Origin of the sequence: Peribacillus sp. NPDC058075 (assembly GCF_042885195.1) — a bacterium.
Classification (GTDB): Bacteria; Bacillota; Bacilli; order Bacillales; family DSM-1321; genus Peribacillus.
This window is the reverse complement of the sequence record NZ_JBHVSL010000001.1, coordinates 3,440,232-3,456,208: the sequence shown is the minus strand read 5'-3', so window position 1 is coordinate 3,456,208 and position 15,977 is coordinate 3,440,232. Positions and strand designations below refer to the sequence as shown.

General features: G+C 39.6%; 20 protein-coding genes. 12 read left to right on the top strand and 8 right to left on the bottom strand.

Annotation, left to right across the window (positions count from 1 at the left end; translation table 11 throughout):
* Window positions 1-203 precede the first annotated feature (203 nt).
* Window positions 204-347, bottom strand: coding sequence for a hypothetical protein (locus tag ACFVS1_RS17175; protein WP_387548994.1), 144 nt, complete (start codon window positions 345-347; stop codon window positions 204-206).
* A 724-nt stretch (window positions 348-1,071) separates the two neighbouring features.
* Between ACFVS1_RS17175 and ACFVS1_RS17170 the strand changes: the two genes are divergently transcribed.
* The 4 genes from ACFVS1_RS17170 (at window position 1,072) to ACFVS1_RS17155 (ending at window position 3,886) form a co-directional block, all read left to right on the top strand.
* Complete coding sequence (locus ACFVS1_RS17170; RefSeq protein WP_241591439.1) at window positions 1,072-1,248, top strand: hypothetical protein; 177 nt, start codon at window positions 1,072-1,074, stop codon at window positions 1,246-1,248.
* A 313-nt stretch (window positions 1,249-1,561) separates the two neighbouring features.
* On the top strand, window positions 1,562-2,269 hold the full coding sequence (locus tag ACFVS1_RS17165; RefSeq protein WP_387548991.1) for a hypothetical protein: 708 nt from the start codon (window positions 1,562-1,564) through the stop codon (window positions 2,267-2,269).
* A gap of 182 nt (window positions 2,270-2,451) precedes the next feature.
* Complete coding sequence (locus ACFVS1_RS17160) at window positions 2,452-3,318, top strand: RNA polymerase sigma-70 factor (RefSeq protein ID WP_387548989.1); 867 nt, start codon at window positions 2,452-2,454, stop codon at window positions 3,316-3,318.
* Window positions 3,319-3,424: 106 nt separating this feature from the next.
* Window positions 3,425-3,886, top strand: a complete 462-nt coding sequence (locus tag ACFVS1_RS17155; RefSeq protein ID WP_387548987.1) for a carboxymuconolactone decarboxylase family protein — start codon at window positions 3,425-3,427, stop codon at window positions 3,884-3,886.
* A 73-nt stretch (window positions 3,887-3,959) separates the two neighbouring features.
* Here the strand turns inward: ACFVS1_RS17155 and ACFVS1_RS17150 are convergent, their stop codons facing one another.
* From ACFVS1_RS17150 to ACFVS1_RS17140, 3 genes are all read right to left on the bottom strand, one after another.
* The gene (locus ACFVS1_RS17150) at window positions 3,960-4,187 is read right to left on the bottom strand and encodes a hypothetical protein (RefSeq protein WP_352922493.1); all 228 of its coding nucleotides are present in this window, start codon (window positions 4,185-4,187) and stop codon (window positions 3,960-3,962) included.
* Window positions 4,187-4,507: a YbjQ family protein gene (locus tag ACFVS1_RS17145; RefSeq protein ID WP_241591452.1), complete on the bottom strand. Its 321-nt coding sequence runs from the start codon at window positions 4,505-4,507 to the stop codon at window positions 4,187-4,189. Before ACFVS1_RS17145 ends, ACFVS1_RS17150 begins: the two co-directional genes overlap by 1 nt.
* Window positions 4,508-4,913: 406 nt before the next feature.
* Window positions 4,914-5,606: a response regulator transcription factor gene (locus ACFVS1_RS17140; RefSeq protein ID WP_352922491.1), complete on the bottom strand. Its 693-nt coding sequence runs from the start codon at window positions 5,604-5,606 to the stop codon at window positions 4,914-4,916.
* 277 nt (window positions 5,607-5,883) lie between these two features.
* Between ACFVS1_RS17140 and ACFVS1_RS17135 the strand changes: the two genes are divergently transcribed.
* The 6 genes from ACFVS1_RS17135 to ACFVS1_RS17110 all read left to right on the top strand — a co-directional run bounded on the left by ACFVS1_RS17135 (window position 5,884) and on the right by ACFVS1_RS17110 (window position 11,212).
* A complete protein-coding gene (locus ACFVS1_RS17135; protein WP_387549416.1) occupies window positions 5,884-7,668 on the top strand; it encodes a LytS/YhcK type 5TM receptor domain-containing protein in 1,785 nt (594 codons plus the stop codon).
* Window positions 7,640-8,386: a LytR/AlgR family response regulator transcription factor gene (locus ACFVS1_RS17130; RefSeq protein ID WP_387548984.1), complete on the top strand. Its 747-nt coding sequence runs from the start codon at window positions 7,640-7,642 to the stop codon at window positions 8,384-8,386. The genes ACFVS1_RS17135 and ACFVS1_RS17130 overlap by 29 nt, the downstream gene beginning before the upstream one ends.
* Window positions 8,387-8,527: 141 nt before the next feature.
* Window positions 8,528-10,321 (top strand): carbon starvation protein CstA, encoded by a 1,794-nt coding sequence (gene cstA / locus ACFVS1_RS17125; protein ID WP_387548982.1) that lies wholly within the window; start codon window positions 8,528-8,530, stop codon window positions 10,319-10,321.
* Window positions 10,322-10,464: 143 nt separating this feature from the next.
* Window positions 10,465-10,620, top strand: coding sequence for a DUF1540 domain-containing protein (locus ACFVS1_RS17120; protein ID WP_065310844.1), 156 nt, complete (start codon window positions 10,465-10,467; stop codon window positions 10,618-10,620).
* Between the two features lie 133 nt (window positions 10,621-10,753).
* A complete protein-coding gene (locus ACFVS1_RS17115; RefSeq protein ID WP_387548980.1) occupies window positions 10,754-10,945 on the top strand; it encodes a hypothetical protein in 192 nt (63 codons plus the stop codon).
* Complete coding sequence (locus tag ACFVS1_RS17110; RefSeq protein WP_387548978.1) at window positions 10,946-11,212, top strand: hypothetical protein; 267 nt, start codon at window positions 10,946-10,948, stop codon at window positions 11,210-11,212.
* Between the two features lie 232 nt (window positions 11,213-11,444).
* Here ACFVS1_RS17110 and ACFVS1_RS17105 read toward each other — a convergent pair whose 3' ends face one another.
* The 4 genes from ACFVS1_RS17105 to ACFVS1_RS17090 form a co-directional block, all read right to left on the bottom strand.
* Entirely contained in the window at window positions 11,445-12,095 is a 651-nt protein-coding gene (locus tag ACFVS1_RS17105; protein WP_352922480.1) for an O-methyltransferase, read from the bottom strand.
* On the bottom strand, window positions 12,082-12,417 hold the full coding sequence (locus ACFVS1_RS17100; RefSeq protein WP_387548976.1) for a hypothetical protein: 336 nt from the start codon (window positions 12,415-12,417) through the stop codon (window positions 12,082-12,084). The genes ACFVS1_RS17105 and ACFVS1_RS17100 overlap by 14 nt, the downstream gene beginning before the upstream one ends.
* A 250-nt stretch (window positions 12,418-12,667) precedes the next feature.
* Window positions 12,668-13,111 (bottom strand): MarR family winged helix-turn-helix transcriptional regulator, encoded by a 444-nt coding sequence (locus ACFVS1_RS17095; protein WP_387548974.1) that lies wholly within the window; start codon window positions 13,109-13,111, stop codon window positions 12,668-12,670.
* Between the two features lie 139 nt (window positions 13,112-13,250).
* On the bottom strand, window positions 13,251-14,342 hold the full coding sequence (locus ACFVS1_RS17090; RefSeq protein ID WP_387548972.1) for a low temperature requirement protein A: 1,092 nt from the start codon (window positions 14,340-14,342) through the stop codon (window positions 13,251-13,253).
* A gap of 228 nt (window positions 14,343-14,570) precedes the next feature.
* Between ACFVS1_RS17090 and ACFVS1_RS17085 the strand changes: the two genes are divergently transcribed.
* Together ACFVS1_RS17085 and ycaC are read left to right on the top strand one after the other, a co-directional pair.
* Window positions 14,571-15,131 carry an NADPH-dependent FMN reductase gene (locus ACFVS1_RS17085; RefSeq protein WP_387548970.1) on the top strand — a complete coding sequence of 187 codons (561 nt, stop codon included), beginning with the start codon at window positions 14,571-14,573 and terminating at the stop codon, window positions 15,129-15,131.
* Between the two features lie 164 nt (window positions 15,132-15,295).
* Window positions 15,296-15,934 (top strand): isochorismate family cysteine hydrolase YcaC, encoded by a 639-nt coding sequence (gene ycaC / locus ACFVS1_RS17080; RefSeq protein WP_241591470.1) that lies wholly within the window; start codon window positions 15,296-15,298, stop codon window positions 15,932-15,934.
* The last annotated feature ends 43 nt before the right edge of the window (window positions 15,935-15,977 follow it).

The window sequence follows — 15,977 nt, the reverse complement described above, 5'->3', positions numbered from 1 at the left end:
TGGAATGGAAGGTACGAGACTCCTGCGGGAAAAACGCGTCCGAGGGAGACCCCGCAGGCGCAAAGGCGCCGAGGAGGCTCCCGGACCGCCCGCGGAAAGCGAGTGCCTGGAGTGGAAATCAACTTTCAAGTTGTCTATGTCTACAGTCTCAAGCCTCGCTAAATGACAGGCTTTTTTTTTGCGTTGTATCCCCAAAGTCTATTTTACTTAATTCTTTTCCTTCTATTATGATACAGATTAATCAATTCTGCATTTTGCTCATTCATCTTTTTCACATTCTTATTAATCGTGGACAATTCCCACAGTCCAACTAATCCAAAGATCAGCATAAGCGTTAATAAATCCATCTTTGCCCTCCTAGATGTTGTGTACCTTTTATTAAATGATTTTTTTCAATTTCTTAGGATTCAATTTCTCAACTCGGGAAGGCAAGTTTTTTCTTTGATAATAATTGTTTTGAAACAATGCATATTTCACTAAGAAGGTTCCCAGTAATTCGAGTGATGATAGTGATTTTCCTTGGATAAAACGATGACCAACGTGGTTATAGGAACTAGATTGATAAATAGGATCCCATTGATTGGCGTTAAAAGTTTAATGCCAAATTCCAGCTTAAAAGGGCAATGGCTCTGGGGAAAATAATCATGAAAACCTATTTAGGCAAAATCCTGAAACAACTCCTGAGCTGATATAAAGGAAGGAGAGCAGCAAATCGCTTTACATAGAATGATAGAGGATCGTGCAGGCTGCGAAACTATTAGGGGCTTAAAGGTGTTTATTTCTTGTGTAGTTGATTTGTATGAATAAAGAAAATAACCTTGTATCCCTATAATCTGGTTACCTCTAGAAAGTATTTAACATTAACCATAGGTGAATCTAACGGTAACTTGATAAAGCAAAGCCAACGATTTCATTGGCTTTTTGTCTGTACGATCATTTCAATTATCATACATTCAAATTAGATAAAAAATACCCTTATTAAACTAAACTGGTAGTTTAGTTAAGAAAAATTGTATTATTTTCCACCAAATAGGAAAATATATAAATTATAGAAAGAAGGAGGGAACAGAGATGGAAGTGAATATGAGTGTTGAAGAAGTCGTGAATCAAATTTCTCAATTAGTAGAAAAGGAAGGGAAGCCACCTCGAAAGAAAGAGGTAAAGAAGTCAGATCCGGAGTTAATGAAAAATGCATTGTATTATTTTCCTAGTTGGGATACTGCAGTAGAACATAGCACTGGATCTTAATCAAAACATTTATTTTTCAATTAGTATATATAAGATGAAGGCCGCCAATTGGCGGCCTTTTGAACGTGCGATTCTTTACATTATCATACATTCAAATTGGTTTTAAAAAGTACTCCCTTATTCAAACTTTCTATGGAGTAGTTAGTTGAATAAAGATATAGACGAATCAAAGTGAATTTTTTCTTTTCGGTAAGTGTGGAGGATCGATCTTTTTTAATTCGATAAAGCCTGATACTTCAATGAAGAACAGTGTAACTTTTTTCCATATGGGGCCGTATAATAATTTGTTAAAACATAGGAAAAGAGGGTTCCGATGAAAAAGATATTGTTGATTTTGGCAGCTGTTTTTTTGGTAACAGGACTTAGTGCTTGCATAGGGGTCCAGGAGGGAAATAAGGAATCTCCACCAATTTCAGAAAAGCCAAATGATAATCCTAAGCAAACCGACGGGCAAGATGAAGATCCTCGAGGTGGTGAATCGGTCGATGATCCGACAAAAGATCGGCCAAATACGAAAACGGATATGATCATACTAGAAGGTATGGAAGAATCATTCCCATTCACGCTTCATCATAGTCAGGCATTAGGATTCTCAACCTACATCGTGGATGACATGGTAGTTGAAGAGGCTAGTTCTGGTGAAGGAGATGCAATGATTGTTTTTGCGAATTTTGCAGGCAAGAGAAATGAGGATGCCAAAGTTCAGATATTTTCCAAAAGTGAGGGGACGAATTCGACAATAGAAGAACAGACAGAGTTTGCGAGGGAAGTTGTGATAAGCAACGACTTTGAGATTAAACAGCGATCTGATAATACGCCTAACCGATTTGATTGGTCTGAGGTGGAATTTGACATTAGTAAGGATGGCAGTAATTATTCAATATTAGGTACAGTGTCGGTTTTTCAACATGGCGACCGCGTTTACCATGCGATCGTTCAATACCCGGAAGAATATGAAGAAGGCTTCATACCGCGGGTTGTAAAAATGTTTGATGATATCGTATGGTATGAAGCACCTTGATAAATGAGTATCTGAAATTGGAATAATGATCGATATCGTCTACAGTCTGGGAGCAGACTCTTTTGCTGCTCTTTTTAAGTTGTTGATGGTGAAGGAGGATATATGATTGGTGTAGAGAATAGTTATGGAAAGGGTCATACGTTCTCGAAAAAAATGAATTTGAAAGAAATTAGGTGAAGCAAGTGGAGCTGGATGCATTATATAAGACATATCAACCTTTTCTTTTTTCCATCGCATACCGGATGCTCGGATCGGTTACCGACGCAGAAGATATCGTTCATGATTTATTCCTGCAGCTTAAGCTTGATACCGACCAAATTAAGGACATGAAAGCATATCTTGCGAAAATGACGACAAATCGCTGTCTTAACTTTTTAAATTCAGCCCGTAAGAGAAGAGAGGTTTACACAGGACCTTGGCTGCCTGAACCTCGGGTAAGCGAAGCAGGCCTGCCTATTGATAGGGTGGTAACGGATGAAACGGTTGCATATGCCTTCCTCGTTTTGCTGGAACAGCTTTCACCTGTTGAAAGAGCGGTATTCGTGCTTAGAGAAGCATTCGCTTACAGCTATGAAGATATTGCCGAAATGCTGGAAAAGAATGAAGTGAACTGCAGAAAGATCTACAGCCGGGCAAAGCGGAAATTACAGAATGATCTGCCAGTCCATCCGGAGGATACGAAACATGTCGATCTATTGGCAAAAAAATTCATAAAAGCATCTACGACAGGAAACTTTGAGGAGTTTTTGGATCTCCTTACTGAAGATGTCGAGCTTGTTACTGACGGCGGAGGAAAAGTGCTTTCTGCATTAAATCCGATTGTAAACAAACAGCGCGTATCCTCCTTTCTTAAAGGGGTTTCTGCTAAAGGAAGTTTCGTAGGAGAACTTCTTCCGGTGATGGTCAATGGTCAGGAAGGAATTTTGCAAATGAAAGAAGGAAAGCCTATCAAAGTCATCTGCTTTGAATTAGATCCAAAACAAAAAAATATCCGGAAAATCTTTATGGTCACCAATCCCGATAAATTACATCATATTCCTATTCCTTAATAGGTCAGACTGAGGGCTCATAACGGACTCTCTTTTTTGAATGTCACAAATCAAACCTCTATATTGTCTTATAAGTGGAACCTAAAAAGACTTGGAGGAGATAGACATGGAACAACGGATTAACTACATGAAGACTAATCGAGAAGTGGTCAAATTAATGATGGGTTTGGAGGAGTACAAGAAAACAACGGAAATCGATAGCCCATTAATCGAATTGATTAAAATCCGCGCGTCTCAAATCAATGGCTGTGCGTACTGCTTGGATATGCATACAAAGGATGCCCGGGCAATGGGTGAAACGGAACAAAGAATATACTGTTTGAGTGCTTGGCGTGAAACACCATTCTATTCTGATTCGGAAAGGGCAGCGTTGGAATTGACGGAAGCGGTCACGGCCATTTCTACCAACGGTGTACCAGATGATCTATATGAGAAGGTCCGCCTTCATTTTGATGAAAAACAATATATCGATCTCGTTACCATCATCATCACCATCAACGGCTGGAACCGATTGGCCATTTCAGCCCAAAACATCCCAGGGCACTATAAGCCTGTCATGCAAAAATGATTAACTTCTGCGAAACCATAAATATGTAAACGATAAAAAGCCACGCTTTTGTATAAATCGTGGCTTTTTATAATTATTTTTCTTTTTTATAAAAGCGTTCACCCGTATCAGGATTATAATACACCCTTGTTTTTTCTCCTGTCACGGGGTCTATATTGATTTCATCTGTCGATTGAAATCCATCAGGGACTTTTACACCGTGATTGCGATTAAACCGTTTATCATAGATAAAGTATCCAAGTAAAATGCATAAGATAACTATAATAATTTGTAATATATAGTACCCTATGATGAGTTTCATTATATTTTCTCCACAATGACGGCGGTTCCATATGCAACAATTTCGCTCATGTTTTTACCGATTTCCCCGGAATCATATCTCATCATGATAATTGCGTTTGCACCCATTTGATTGGCATTTTTTATCATACGGTCCATAGCTTCTTTTCTTGAATCTTCAAGCATTGCTGTATATTGCTTGATTTCTCCGCCTACTAGGGATTTTAACCCTGCCATGATATCGCCGCCAATCCCTCTGCTTCTTACAATTAGACCGAAGGCAGGCCCTTTTACCTCTACAATTTTGTATCCTTCAATTTTTTCTGTGGTAACTACCAACACATTGATCGCCTCCGACTTATTTACTTTAGTATTGTAAAACTTCTCTTGGAATTTCCTGGACTGAAGGTATAAACAAAGATTCTAGTTCAAAGAAAGTTTAAATATTATATTTAGTTTATCACCCAATAATTACGAGCAAAATATCATTCCTTTAAATTTTAACATAATAAAGCTTTATAATAGGAAGTTCACTTCTTTAGCACGTAACATATTTCGGGCAAGCATAAAAAAGCCCATTTCGCAGAAAAGAAATGGGATTAAATTTATTAGTGTCAATTACTGCAGTTTTTTATTGTTATATGTGTGTAGTTTTTATAAATCTTATTGGGGACAACACACCATACTCATAATATATCTCCTAGGGAATAAACAAATCTGAATCACTAATCACTAATCCTAATTCCTCCTAAAGGTAAAAGCGGTTTTCAATCTTTATTTCATTAAGAATTTCATATAATTTATTTTCATAGTGCAAGCTGATTAATTGTGATCTGGAGGTAACATCTAGTTCTTCAAACATTTTATTTACATAGTTACGAACTGTAGAAACACTTATATTCAGATTATCAGCTATTTCTTTATCTTTGAGACCTTGAGTAATATTTTTTATTATTCGCAATTCAACTTCATGTTGTTGTTCCCTGGTGATTAAAGATGATGTATCTGTTTTTATTATCTCTTCTATTAATAATTTCTCACGATACACATGTAGCTCGTAGGAGATTTGATTAGCGAGCATTTCAGAAATCATTTCGAAATTTTCATTATCATCCTTTGTGATTATACCTACATACCCTTGCAATTCCTTATTTTTAATTTCATGAATCGGGGAAGATATAACACTAAAATCTTCCCCGGAGATTTTGTTTTTGGTTTTTACGGTAGTATTTTGCAATGTACATAAAACAAATGCATTATTTTCAACGGATTCTTTTATAACTAAATTACATATATCTTTATGTTCAAAATTACACTTAGAGTATAAAACATTAAGCTCTTTATCAAAGATAAATATAGTAGTTTCAAAATTAAACTTAAAATTTTTAATACTATTCAATACTTTTTTACTGATATAAATGATTTGATTTTTCAATTCCATATTCATACCTCATATTTGTTCCTAAAATGAAATACCCTGTTTACTCTCCTTGTTTCACAATAAACTATTTTACCTTGTGATGGGTTCCAAATATGACGATTGCTATTTCAGAAATGATACGGCACGTCGGGTTGGGATTTTATTCAATTGCTAACTTATTTAGACGAGTATGGATGAAATTTAAAAATAATGCTTATACACCACCTAAAACAAAATTCGACAAGGATTTCATGGCTGGTGTAAGATGAATGAAAAAGCCAGAAATGGGGTGAATGCTTTGGTTGATTTATTACCGTCGCTGTTTGAAAAAGTGGGGATCATCGTAATTGCAGCGTTCCTGCTTTCTTATATGAAACCCTTTCGGCAAATGATAGGCCATGAACATGAAATGTCGAAGAAAATCATGTTTATCGCACTTTTTGGAGCATTCGGCATCATAAGTAACTATACAGGTATTGAAATCGGGAACCATGCCATGCCGGAGGGCGATTGGCATGCTGAGATTGCTCCCGAAAACGCGATTGCCAATACAAGGATCATGGGCGTGGCAATCGGCGGTCTGCTGGGAGGACCATTTGTTGGGTTGGGAGTAGGTTTGATTGCTGGGCTTCACCGTTATTTTCTCGGAGGCTTTACGGCGGGGGCCTGTGCTGTCGCTGCGGTTTTGGCTGGGGTTTTATCAGGTCTTTTGGGGAAAAGGCGGCGAAAACATGGGACAATCACCCCTTTGTTTGCCCTGCCCATTTGCATGGCATTGGAAGCGATCCAAATGGGCATCATCCTGGTGACGGCCAAACCATTTGAAAGGGCGTGGGAGCTCGTACAAGTAATCGGACTTCCGATGATCATCATCAACGGGTTCGGGACTTTACTATTCATGCTCATCATTCAGTCGATCACGAGGGACGAAGCACGGACGCGGGCTATACAAACCAATCTTGCGTTTTTGATTGCAGATCAAACCTTGCCCTTTTTCAGGCAAGGTCTTAATCAAACTTCTTGCAAGAGAATAGCCGAAATCATCTTGGGGCTGACTGAAGCCGATGCCGTGGCCATTACCAATGAACATAGCGTGCTTGCCCATGTTGGTGCTGCGTCAGATCACCATGTCCCTAAGGTGGGGATAGCGACAGGCTTAACGAAAAAGGCCCTTGAACAAGGGAAAATCATCGTGGCCAAAACAAAAGAGGACATTTATTGTTTTCATGATCAATGTCCATTGCAAGCGGCCGTAGTCCTGCCGTTGCAGGTCCAACAGAAAACGGTGGGGACTTTGAAGATGTATTTCAAGCATCCGGATAAATTAAGCCAAGTGGAACAAGAGTTAGCTGAAGGATTGGCCAAACTATTTTCCACTCAATTGGAACTCGCTAAAGCGGAAATGCAAACGAAATTATTAAAAGATGCTGAAATTAAAGCCTTGCAGGCACAGGTCCATCCGCATTTTTTATTCAATGCCATCAATACGATATCCGTTTTATGCCGGACGGATGTCGAGAAGGCAAGAAATTTATTGCAGGAGCTCAGTGCTTTCTTTCGCTCTAATTTACAAGGAGCCAGACAAATACTCGTGCCGCTAGAAAAGGAATTAGAGCATGTTAACGCCTATTTATCACTGGAGCAGGCGCGTTTTCCAAATAAATATGATATCGACTATCGCATTGAGCCAAGGCTGAATGAAGTTCTCATCCCTCCATTCACATTGCAGCCGCTAGTTGAGAATGCGGTACACCACGCATTTCCACATATGAAAAACAAAGGTCGAATCATCATTCACGCATACTTTAAAGACGATGAGATGCTCATTGTTGTGGAAGATAACGGAAATGGGATTTCAAGCGGGAGAATAGATGAATTGGGTAAGCATGCTGTACAATCGACTAAGGGTACAGGAACGGCCCTTCATAATATCAGTGAACGGCTGGAAGGAATCTATAAAGGACAAGCCAGCCTCTCGATAGAAAGTGAAACGGGACAGGGAACAAAAGTGAAAATATCCATACCACTCAACGAAAAAGGAGCATATGGCAACGATGATGAAAGCATTTATCGTAGAGGATGAACCACTGGCAAGAGATGAATTGAAATATCTATTGAAGCGAAGCAGGCAAGTTGAAGTCGTCGGTGAGGCCGAGGGGATAGAAGATGCCATGAGGGATATCTCCCGACTTAAACCTGAACTTGTTTTTTTGGACATTGAGCTTGCAGATGGCAATGGTTTGCATTTGGCTAAGCAATTAGCGGAACTTGACCCCGCACCATCGCTCATTTTTGCGACCGCTTATGATGAGTTTGCCCTTCAAGCCTTTGAGTTATATGCATTTGATTATCTATTAAAGCCATTTAATGAAAAAAGGATTCGTCAAACACTGGATAAGCTCATGAAGCAGCGGCAAGTCGGGAAAGACGAATCGGGGACAGCCCCTCCCGCCAGCCGTACGGCGGTGGAACAGACAGGTAAATTGGCTGTATCGATAGATGATCGGATCGTTTTGATCGACCGGGATCACATTTTGTTCATAGGACTCATGGAAGGAAAGACGATCATTAAAACCGAGGAAAATGAATATAAAATCGGTGACCCTCTCATCGTGCTTGAAAGGAAGCTTGATAAGCGCTCATTTTTACGGGTGCATCGCGGTTTTATCGTGAATGTCACCCATATATCTGAAATACAGCCTTGGTTCAACTCGACTTATAATCTCATTATGATTGACGGATCAAACATTCCGGTAAGCCGGACGTATGTGAAGGAGCTAAAGCAGCTTATCGGTTTTTAAAAATTTTCATAATTCTGCATTTTACCTCCTTCATGATGCAGTCCATCCCTCGATATCTGCATTATAACTTGAAAACCCATTGAATTCGCTTTCATTGTGATATCATTTTTTTACGATGTAAGTAATAGAGGGGGTTCAAATATGAATGCGGTTACAATTGTCATAGGCTCCATTTGTATATTAATGATTGCCTACCGTTTATACGGGACATTCATAGCACTAAAAGTATTAAAACTCGATGATTCCAAGCCGACCCCGGCCCATAAATTAGAAGATGGAAAAGATTATGTTCCAACAAATAAATGGGTGGCATTCGGCCACCATTTTGCAGCCATTGCAGCGGCTGGCCCTTTGGTGGGTCCGATCCTTGCTGCACAATTCGGGTATTTGCCAAGTTTATTATGGCTGCTAATCGGAGCTGTAATCGGGGGAGCCGTCCATGATGCCGTCGTGCTTTTCGCGTCGATGCGTAAAGACGGTAAATCCCTTTCGGAAGTTGCGAAAGAAGAACTTGGACCTGTAGCAGGCTTCTGTACAGGACTCGCGATGCTTTTTATCATCACGATCACCATGGCCGGACTTTCAATGGTCGTTCTGCATGCTCTGGAAAATAATCCATGGGGGACGTTCGCTGTCGGGATCACCATTCCGATCGCCATGGGTGTAGGGCTTTACCATAAAAAAACCGGCAACCTGAAAGGGGCGACAATCGTCGGGTTCGGGCTCATCATGGCCGCAATTTTACTAGGGCCGAACATTCAAGGAACGGCACTTGGCGACTTATTGACACTTGAGGCGAGCACACTTGCCATCATTTTGCCGATCTATGCTTTCTTCGCTGCCGCATTGCCTGTTTGGCTGCTGCTGGCACCTCGTGATTACTTGAGTACATTCATGAAAATCGGTGTATTTGCCGCATTGATTATCGGCGTTTTCGTAGTGAATCCAGAAATCCAGTTTCCTGCGTTTACCGAATTCATCAATGGCGGGGGCCCGATTGTAGCTGGTCCTGTTTGGCCATTCATTTCAATCACCATCGCCTGTGGGGCGATTTCAGGATTCCATGCATTTGTCGGTTCTGGCACAACTCCAAAAATGTTAAACCGTTGGAGTGATATCAAATCCGTTGGTTTCGGAGCGATGCTTGTGGAATGTCTCGTTGCCATCATGGCTTTAATTGCCGCAGTTTCGCTACAGCCAGGAGATTATTTTGCGATTAACTCCACACCTGAAGTATTTCAAACATTAGGGATGGAAACCGTACACCTTGACGAACTCAGTGAAGAAATCGGCATTAATCTGGAAGGACGGACAGGCGGGGCCGTTACACTTGCTGTCGGTATGACGTATATTTTTACCGAAATACCCTTCTTTGACAAACTGGCTTCGTTTTTCTTCCAATTCGTCATCATGTTCGAGGCGGTGTTCATATTAACCGCAATCGATTCAGGAACACGTGTTGCCCGTTACTTAATCCAGGACTTCTTCGGAGAGTTTTATAAACCATTAAAACGAGTCGACTGGCTGCCAGGGAACATATTCGCCAGCGCGTTAGCCTGCTTTATCTGGGGATACTTGCTTTACTCTGGGGACATCGGTTCGATCTGGGCACTCTTTGGCGTATCCAATCAGCTCATGGCTTCGATTGGACTCATCATCGGTGCGACCGTCGTATTGAAAATCGCAGACAAACGCTGGTATATCTGGACATGCCTCGTACCCCTTGCCTACTTATATGTAACAGTCAATGTAGCAGGGTACTGGATGGTTAAAAACGTATACCTGAATCCAGACTCTGCAGGATTCAGCATCTTGAACGGAATACTGTCGATCACCATGTTAATCCTAGGCTTGATCATTCTGGTCGCCGCCATGAAAAAATGGCGGGAGCTTTGGAAAATCCCTCAAGCAGAACTATTGAAAAGATCAGCATAAGCATATAAAAAATCCGGGCGGAAACAGCCCGGATTTTTGTTCGTTATGATACCCGCAATTAAATTAAGACGCCAAAACCTGAAAAAGGAAAGTATCAATAACCCCAACTTTGTTAATGATAGCAAATGAGGAGGTGTGATAAGATGGCAAAAGATGTTCTATGTGAAGTGAATAATTGTAAATATTGGGATTCTGGAAACAAATGCAGTGCAGATGCTATTTATGTTGTCAGCCATAAAGGGAACCAAGCATCAAATAGTAAAGAAACGGATTGCAAAACATTTGATCCAGAAATTTAATACATCGGGGGTAACCATCAACTGGTTACCCTTCGTTCATATTTATTATTGATAATAAAAATCATTTTCATTCAAGATTATAGAAATTCATATTATTTTTTCTTCATGGAAAGGATATTTGGATGATAAATAGGTGAGTCTGAGCATAAACTCAAATTTGATCGATATAATCGTGATTTTGATCGATATCCCCGAAATTTCGTGCGATATCCTCGTGATTTCGCAGTTTACTCGTGAGTTTGTGCAGTTTACTCGTGAGTTTGAGCAGTTTACTCGTGAGTTTGAGCAGTTTACTCGTGAATTCGTACATTACTCGAGAGATTGAGTGTTAAACTCTGGTTTGATTGATATAAATGTGAATTTGATCGATAAAATCGAGACTTTGATTGTTATAAACTCAAATTTGATCGATAAAATCGTGATTTTGATCGATATCCCCGAAATTTCGTGCGATATCCTCGTGATTTCGCAGTTTACTCGTGAGTTTGAGCAGTTTACTCGTGAGTTTGAGCAGTTTACTCGTGAGTTTGGGCAGTTTACTCGTGAATTTGAGCAGTTTACTCGTGAATTCGTACATTACTCGAGAGATTGAGTGTAAAACTCTGGTTTGATCGATATAAATGTGAATTTGATCGATAAAATCGAGACTTTGATTGATATAAACTCAAGTTTAATCGATAAAATCGAGACTTTGATCGATATCCCCGAAATTTTGTGCGATATCCTCGTGATTTCGCAGTTTACTCGTGAGTTTGTGCGGTTTACTCGTGAGTTTGGGCAGTTTACTCGGGAGTTTGGCTGTTTTACTCGTGAATTAAGCTGTTTTACTCGTGAGTTTGCGCGATTACTTTTGAAATGGTCAGCCCATCACCAATTGGAATTAGCATGGATTCCAATTGAGGGTGATTGGCCACCTTTTCATTGAATGCCTTCATAAATGCAGTGTAATGTTTAGGTTCAGCATCCGGATCTGCAACACTGCCCCTCGCAAGTACGTTATCCATGACAATTAAAGCACCCGGTTCTGCCAGTTTGATGCAATATTGCAGGTAATTTTCATAATTTTCTTTGTCAGCATCGATAAAGAAAAAATCAAATTTCTTGTTATCACAAGCGAGTTTTTCTAGGCTTTGCAGAGCTGCTCCGGTCATATATGATACTTGATCGCCAAAGCCAGCTTTGGATAGATTGCGATAAGCTAACTTTGCGTACTCCTCCTTTAATTCAAGGGAGGTTAACTTTCCTTCGCTGCCGAATCCCCTGGCAAGGCAGATACCGCTATAGCCCCCAAGAGCGCCTATTTCCAAAACATTTTTAGCTCCTGAAATGGAAATAAGCATGGTAAGAAGTTTTCCGGATGAGGGGGATACCGATATGGACGGCATTCCGTTTTCTTGTATGGACGAAATGACTTCTTCCAAAAGGGCATCTCCGGCATAAAACACTGAGTCGATATACCTGTTAATTTGTTTCATTCGATTCCATTCCTTTCTCTTTGGAAGTTTCCTTTTCTTCACTTTTCTTATCGCCTGCTTCATTTTCTTGTATTTCAAATAATTGAATGAACTCGTTGATTAACATATCAATTGCTTTCAATTCACCGACTAGAATTTGATTGATGGATTGAAACTCGGGTTTATCTAACTGGTCCATAATGGTTGAACGTTTAAGATTCATCATTTCTAAAAAAGCAATTGCCCTTCCGCGGCGAAACGTTTTGGGGCCACGATGGTGTGAACCATGGTCTTTATGCCTACCGCCGTGATGTCCACCTTTTTTGATTTTTTCATCTCTCATGTTATAACCTCTTCCTGTGTATACATACGTATACACTTTTTCTTGTGTTAAATGTATACATATGTATACAAAATGTCAACTGATAATCGAATAGAATAATCAAAATCCAGTTTATAAAAAGTGTGTCTAATAAAAGAGTACTTATATTCAAAAAAATTTCGCCATCGTGAATGTGGTGCGTTCATTGTTCATGAACAAACTGAAGTAACAAAGATATAAAAAAAAGATCACCATTCAAATGGGGATCTTTTTATGTTTGAACTTTCCTAAGAAAATCTAAAAGCTGCTGTTTTTCCGTCTCATTCAGGTTGGCAAACTGTGATGCCTGAAAATGCTCTTGTTTAGGAACAACTTCATGAAAAAACTCTTTACCTTCCTCTGTCAATGAAAGGTATTTTGTTTTCCATTCCTGCTCCCGTTTAATCAATCCCATTTCTTCCATTTTCCTTAATAGTTGAGTGATATTGCCTTTCGTCACAAAAAGCTTGTTTGCCAGTTCTTGTTGAGACAATCGTTCATGGGAACCCACTTGAACCAGGATATCGAATTGGGCTGCCGATAGATTCCATTTCTTTAAATGCTGATTGGATTCCCGGATACTCTGGTTATATATTCGTGTTATACGGAACCATAACATTAAACCTAGTCGTTCCTCATTATTAGATGTGGAGGGATTCGTTGTGTTTTCTTTCATGAATGTCATGTCACACCATACTTTCTTTGTAACAATCAGTTTATGAATAAACTAATTTGGTGTCAAATGCAAAAAAAATCCAACTTCTATATAAAGAAACCAGTATAATCGTTTGATACTGGTTTCTTTGATCCCTTCATTATGCAGTCGTTAGTTTAGCATAGATGATAAAGAACAATGTTAATTCTGCTATTATCACAATATTCGGTACCCCGACAAACAAATTAAAAATAAAAAAGACGGCTAAAACCCCTAAAAATAACCCTAAATGATATATTTGTAACCGCATGTGCTTATGTCTATATTGGTGGAAAACAAACGTGGTTGACATGAAATAGAGCAATACGGAACCGAAAACAAAATTGAGGATAAATGAATAATGGACTTCATGTAAAAACAATAATCTGATGGCTGCTGCAATCATGCTTATAGACATTAAAATAAACAGATGACCATAAATGATGATTTGGCCGGAAGATTGTACAGACTTGTCGACTTTCTTCTCCATGTTATCGAAATATTGCCACCACATGGCTATTATCAGGGCAAATGAAATGATGGAAAAGGCTATCGAATCCCAATTTCCTTGTTTAGGTTGAATGACCGCAAGCGTACTGACAAGAGCTTCCCCAAAGAGAATGATGGTAAATAGACCAAAGCGCTCCAACAAGTGGGCAGTATTAGTAGGAACCTTTTCTAAGCACTTTCTTCCAAGGATCGGGACAATGATATCGATCAGGATGCCCAAATACAGCACAGCATAGCGAAGCCAAGAATCAAAAAGGACGGAGAATAATGAAATGGCGATTCCAAACCAAAAATACCTTCCCAAAAAGAGTGCTGCCTTTTTTCGTACTCCCTCCTCTATCCGCTGTACAACAAGATATTGAATGGCAGTCACGGCTCTCAATCCAATATAACCAATTAAAAAAGAAAGATAATAAGGATCGAAATCAGCAGATAAGCTTGATGTCATAATGAGGGCAAAAAACATTTGCAGGATCAAAAATAGCCGTTGATGAAATATATCCTTTCCAAACCGGTTAATAAATATGGTTTGCCCAACCCATGCCCACCAGATAGGAATAAAAATCAGCACGAACTTTAATAAATATTCTGGATGGATATATCCATCTTCAACATGCAGTAAAACATGAGTTGCGCCCGCAACGGCCGCCACAAATAACAAATCATAAAAGAGCTCTAACCATGTAACTTTCTTTTCCTCCATTTCCGCACTCCTCCCAATCGCCTTATAGTTTATAGTATGTTGGAAATATTCAGAGAATGGAAGAGGGACTTTGGTGCATGCAATTTAGAATTCATGATCATTTTTAGGAAGTTCTTTTTACCCACCTATTATGTTTTTCTATATTTAGTGATTAGGAATAACGTCACTTTTTTATTTTTGGTATATTATGGTACCATAGGAGAAGATTTCAAACAGGGAGGGAAGTAGATGACCAGAACCATCGGCCTTATTTGCGGCAGTTTACGGGAAAATTCTTATAATCGAATCATTGCTCAATCATTGACAGATATGGTTGATACGTATCAATTTCGCTGGATCGAAATTAATGATCTTCCGTTGTTTAACGAAGACTTAGAAATAAGTGGGGTTCCAGAAACAGTGGCATCATTTAAATCCGCCATACAGGACGTTGACGGTATCATTATCGTAAGTCCAGAGTACAACTCTGGAATGCCAGGCGTATTAAAAAATGCATTGGACTGGGCATCAAGACCTCGAGAGTCCGCCGTTCTTACCAAAAAACCAGTTGGCCTGATTGGAGCTACTCCTGGTGGAATGGGTACTGCATTTGCTCAAATGCAAATCAGGCAAGTATTAGAAGCCATGCAAGTCCATGTTCTTCCATTTCAAAAAATGCTGATTTCGCAAGTACATAAAAAAATTGATTCTGATCGGAAAGTGCTTACTGACGATCAAACAAAACGTTATCTTGAGCGTTATTTACAACAATTCATTCATTGGATCGATCACACTCCAATTATAGATTAATAATCCATGTTCTTAATCTATATATGACAGACTATGAGTTTTTAGATAAACTCATAGCAACATTCAGTTAAGTTATAAACTGATTGGAACCAACGAAGGGGTTGGGGGATTTCCCTACATATGAACTTTCTTCGATAGCTTTTAATAAAAGGAGGACTTTAAAAATGTCTGATCTCTATTCCCGTCTTTCCAAAGATGATGCTGCCGTTCTTCTGGTGGATCATCAAACCGGCCTTATTTCAGGGCTAGTGCGTGATTATGGTGTTGATGAATTCAAGAACAATGTTATGGCTCTGGCCAACACCGCTAAGTTTTTTGATTTACCAGTCATTTTAACGACAAGCTTTGAAAACGGACCAAACGGACCGCTCATGCAAGAATTGGAAGAACTTTTTCCTCACGCACCAAAAATAGCTCGGCCTGGACAAATTAACGCATGGGATAATGAAGATTTTGTTAAAGCAATCGAAGAAACTGGAAAAAAACAACTCATCATCGCGGGCGTGGTTACAGATGTCTGTGTTGCTTTCCCGGCACTTTCCGCTTTGAAAGCTGGTTATGAAGTATTCGCTGTCACGGATGCATCTGGAACAGTCAGCAAACAGGTAGCTGATGCGGCTTTAGCGCGTATGGCGCATGGCGGTGTGCAGCTTATGAACTGGTTTAGCGTAGCGTGCGAATTACAACGTGATTGGCGCAACGATGTCGAAGGTTTTGGTGCTTTACTTTCCAGCCAGCTTCCTGGTTATCAAAATATCATCGGAAGCTATAGGGGAGCTCAGCGCGATTTCAGCAAGATATAAAGATAACGCACTGATTGAATGAAAAAGGGGACATTTGTCCCCA

Bases quoted from the DNA above. Each gene is read 5' to 3' on its own strand.
- ACFVS1_RS17100 (WP_387548976.1), bottom strand. From the start codon at position 12,417: ATGAGAGATGAAAAAATCAAAAAAGGTGGACATCACGGCGGTAGGCAT.
- ycaC (WP_241591470.1), top strand. From the start codon at position 15,296: ATGTCTGATCTCTATTCCCGTCTTTCCAAAGATGATGCTGCCGTTCTT.
- ACFVS1_RS17140 (WP_352922491.1), bottom strand. From the start codon at position 5,606: ATGGAATTGAAAAATCAAATCATTTATATCAGTAAAAAAGTATTGAAT.
- ACFVS1_RS17155 (WP_387548987.1), top strand. From the start codon at position 3,425: ATGGAACAACGGATTAACTACATGAAGACTAATCGAGAAGTGGTCAAA.
- ACFVS1_RS17165 (WP_387548991.1), top strand. From the start codon at position 1,562: ATGAAAAAGATATTGTTGATTTTGGCAGCTGTTTTTTTGGTAACAGGA.
- cstA (WP_387548982.1), top strand. From the start codon at position 8,528: ATGAATGCGGTTACAATTGTCATAGGCTCCATTTGTATATTAATGATT.
- ACFVS1_RS17170 (WP_241591439.1), top strand. From the start codon at position 1,072: ATGGAAGTGAATATGAGTGTTGAAGAAGTCGTGAATCAAATTTCTCAA.
- ACFVS1_RS17120 (WP_065310844.1), top strand. From the start codon at position 10,465: ATGGCAAAAGATGTTCTATGTGAAGTGAATAATTGTAAATATTGGGAT.
- ACFVS1_RS17130 (WP_387548984.1), top strand. From the start codon at position 7,640: ATGATGAAAGCATTTATCGTAGAGGATGAACCACTGGCAAGAGATGAA.
- ACFVS1_RS17175 (WP_387548994.1), bottom strand. From the start codon at position 347: ATGGATTTATTAACGCTTATGCTGATCTTTGGATTAGTTGGACTGTGG.
- ACFVS1_RS17095 (WP_387548974.1), bottom strand. From the start codon at position 13,111: ATGAAAGAAAACACAACGAATCCCTCCACATCTAATAATGAGGAACGA.
- ACFVS1_RS17090 (WP_387548972.1), bottom strand. From the start codon at position 14,342: ATGGAGGAAAAGAAAGTTACATGGTTAGAGCTCTTTTATGATTTGTTA.
- ACFVS1_RS17085 (WP_387548970.1), top strand. From the start codon at position 14,571: ATGACCAGAACCATCGGCCTTATTTGCGGCAGTTTACGGGAAAATTCT.
- ACFVS1_RS17150 (WP_352922493.1), bottom strand. From the start codon at position 4,187: ATGAAACTCATCATAGGGTACTATATATTACAAATTATTATAGTTATC.
- ACFVS1_RS17105 (WP_352922480.1), bottom strand. From the start codon at position 12,095: ATGAAACAAATTAACAGGTATATCGACTCAGTGTTTTATGCCGGAGAT.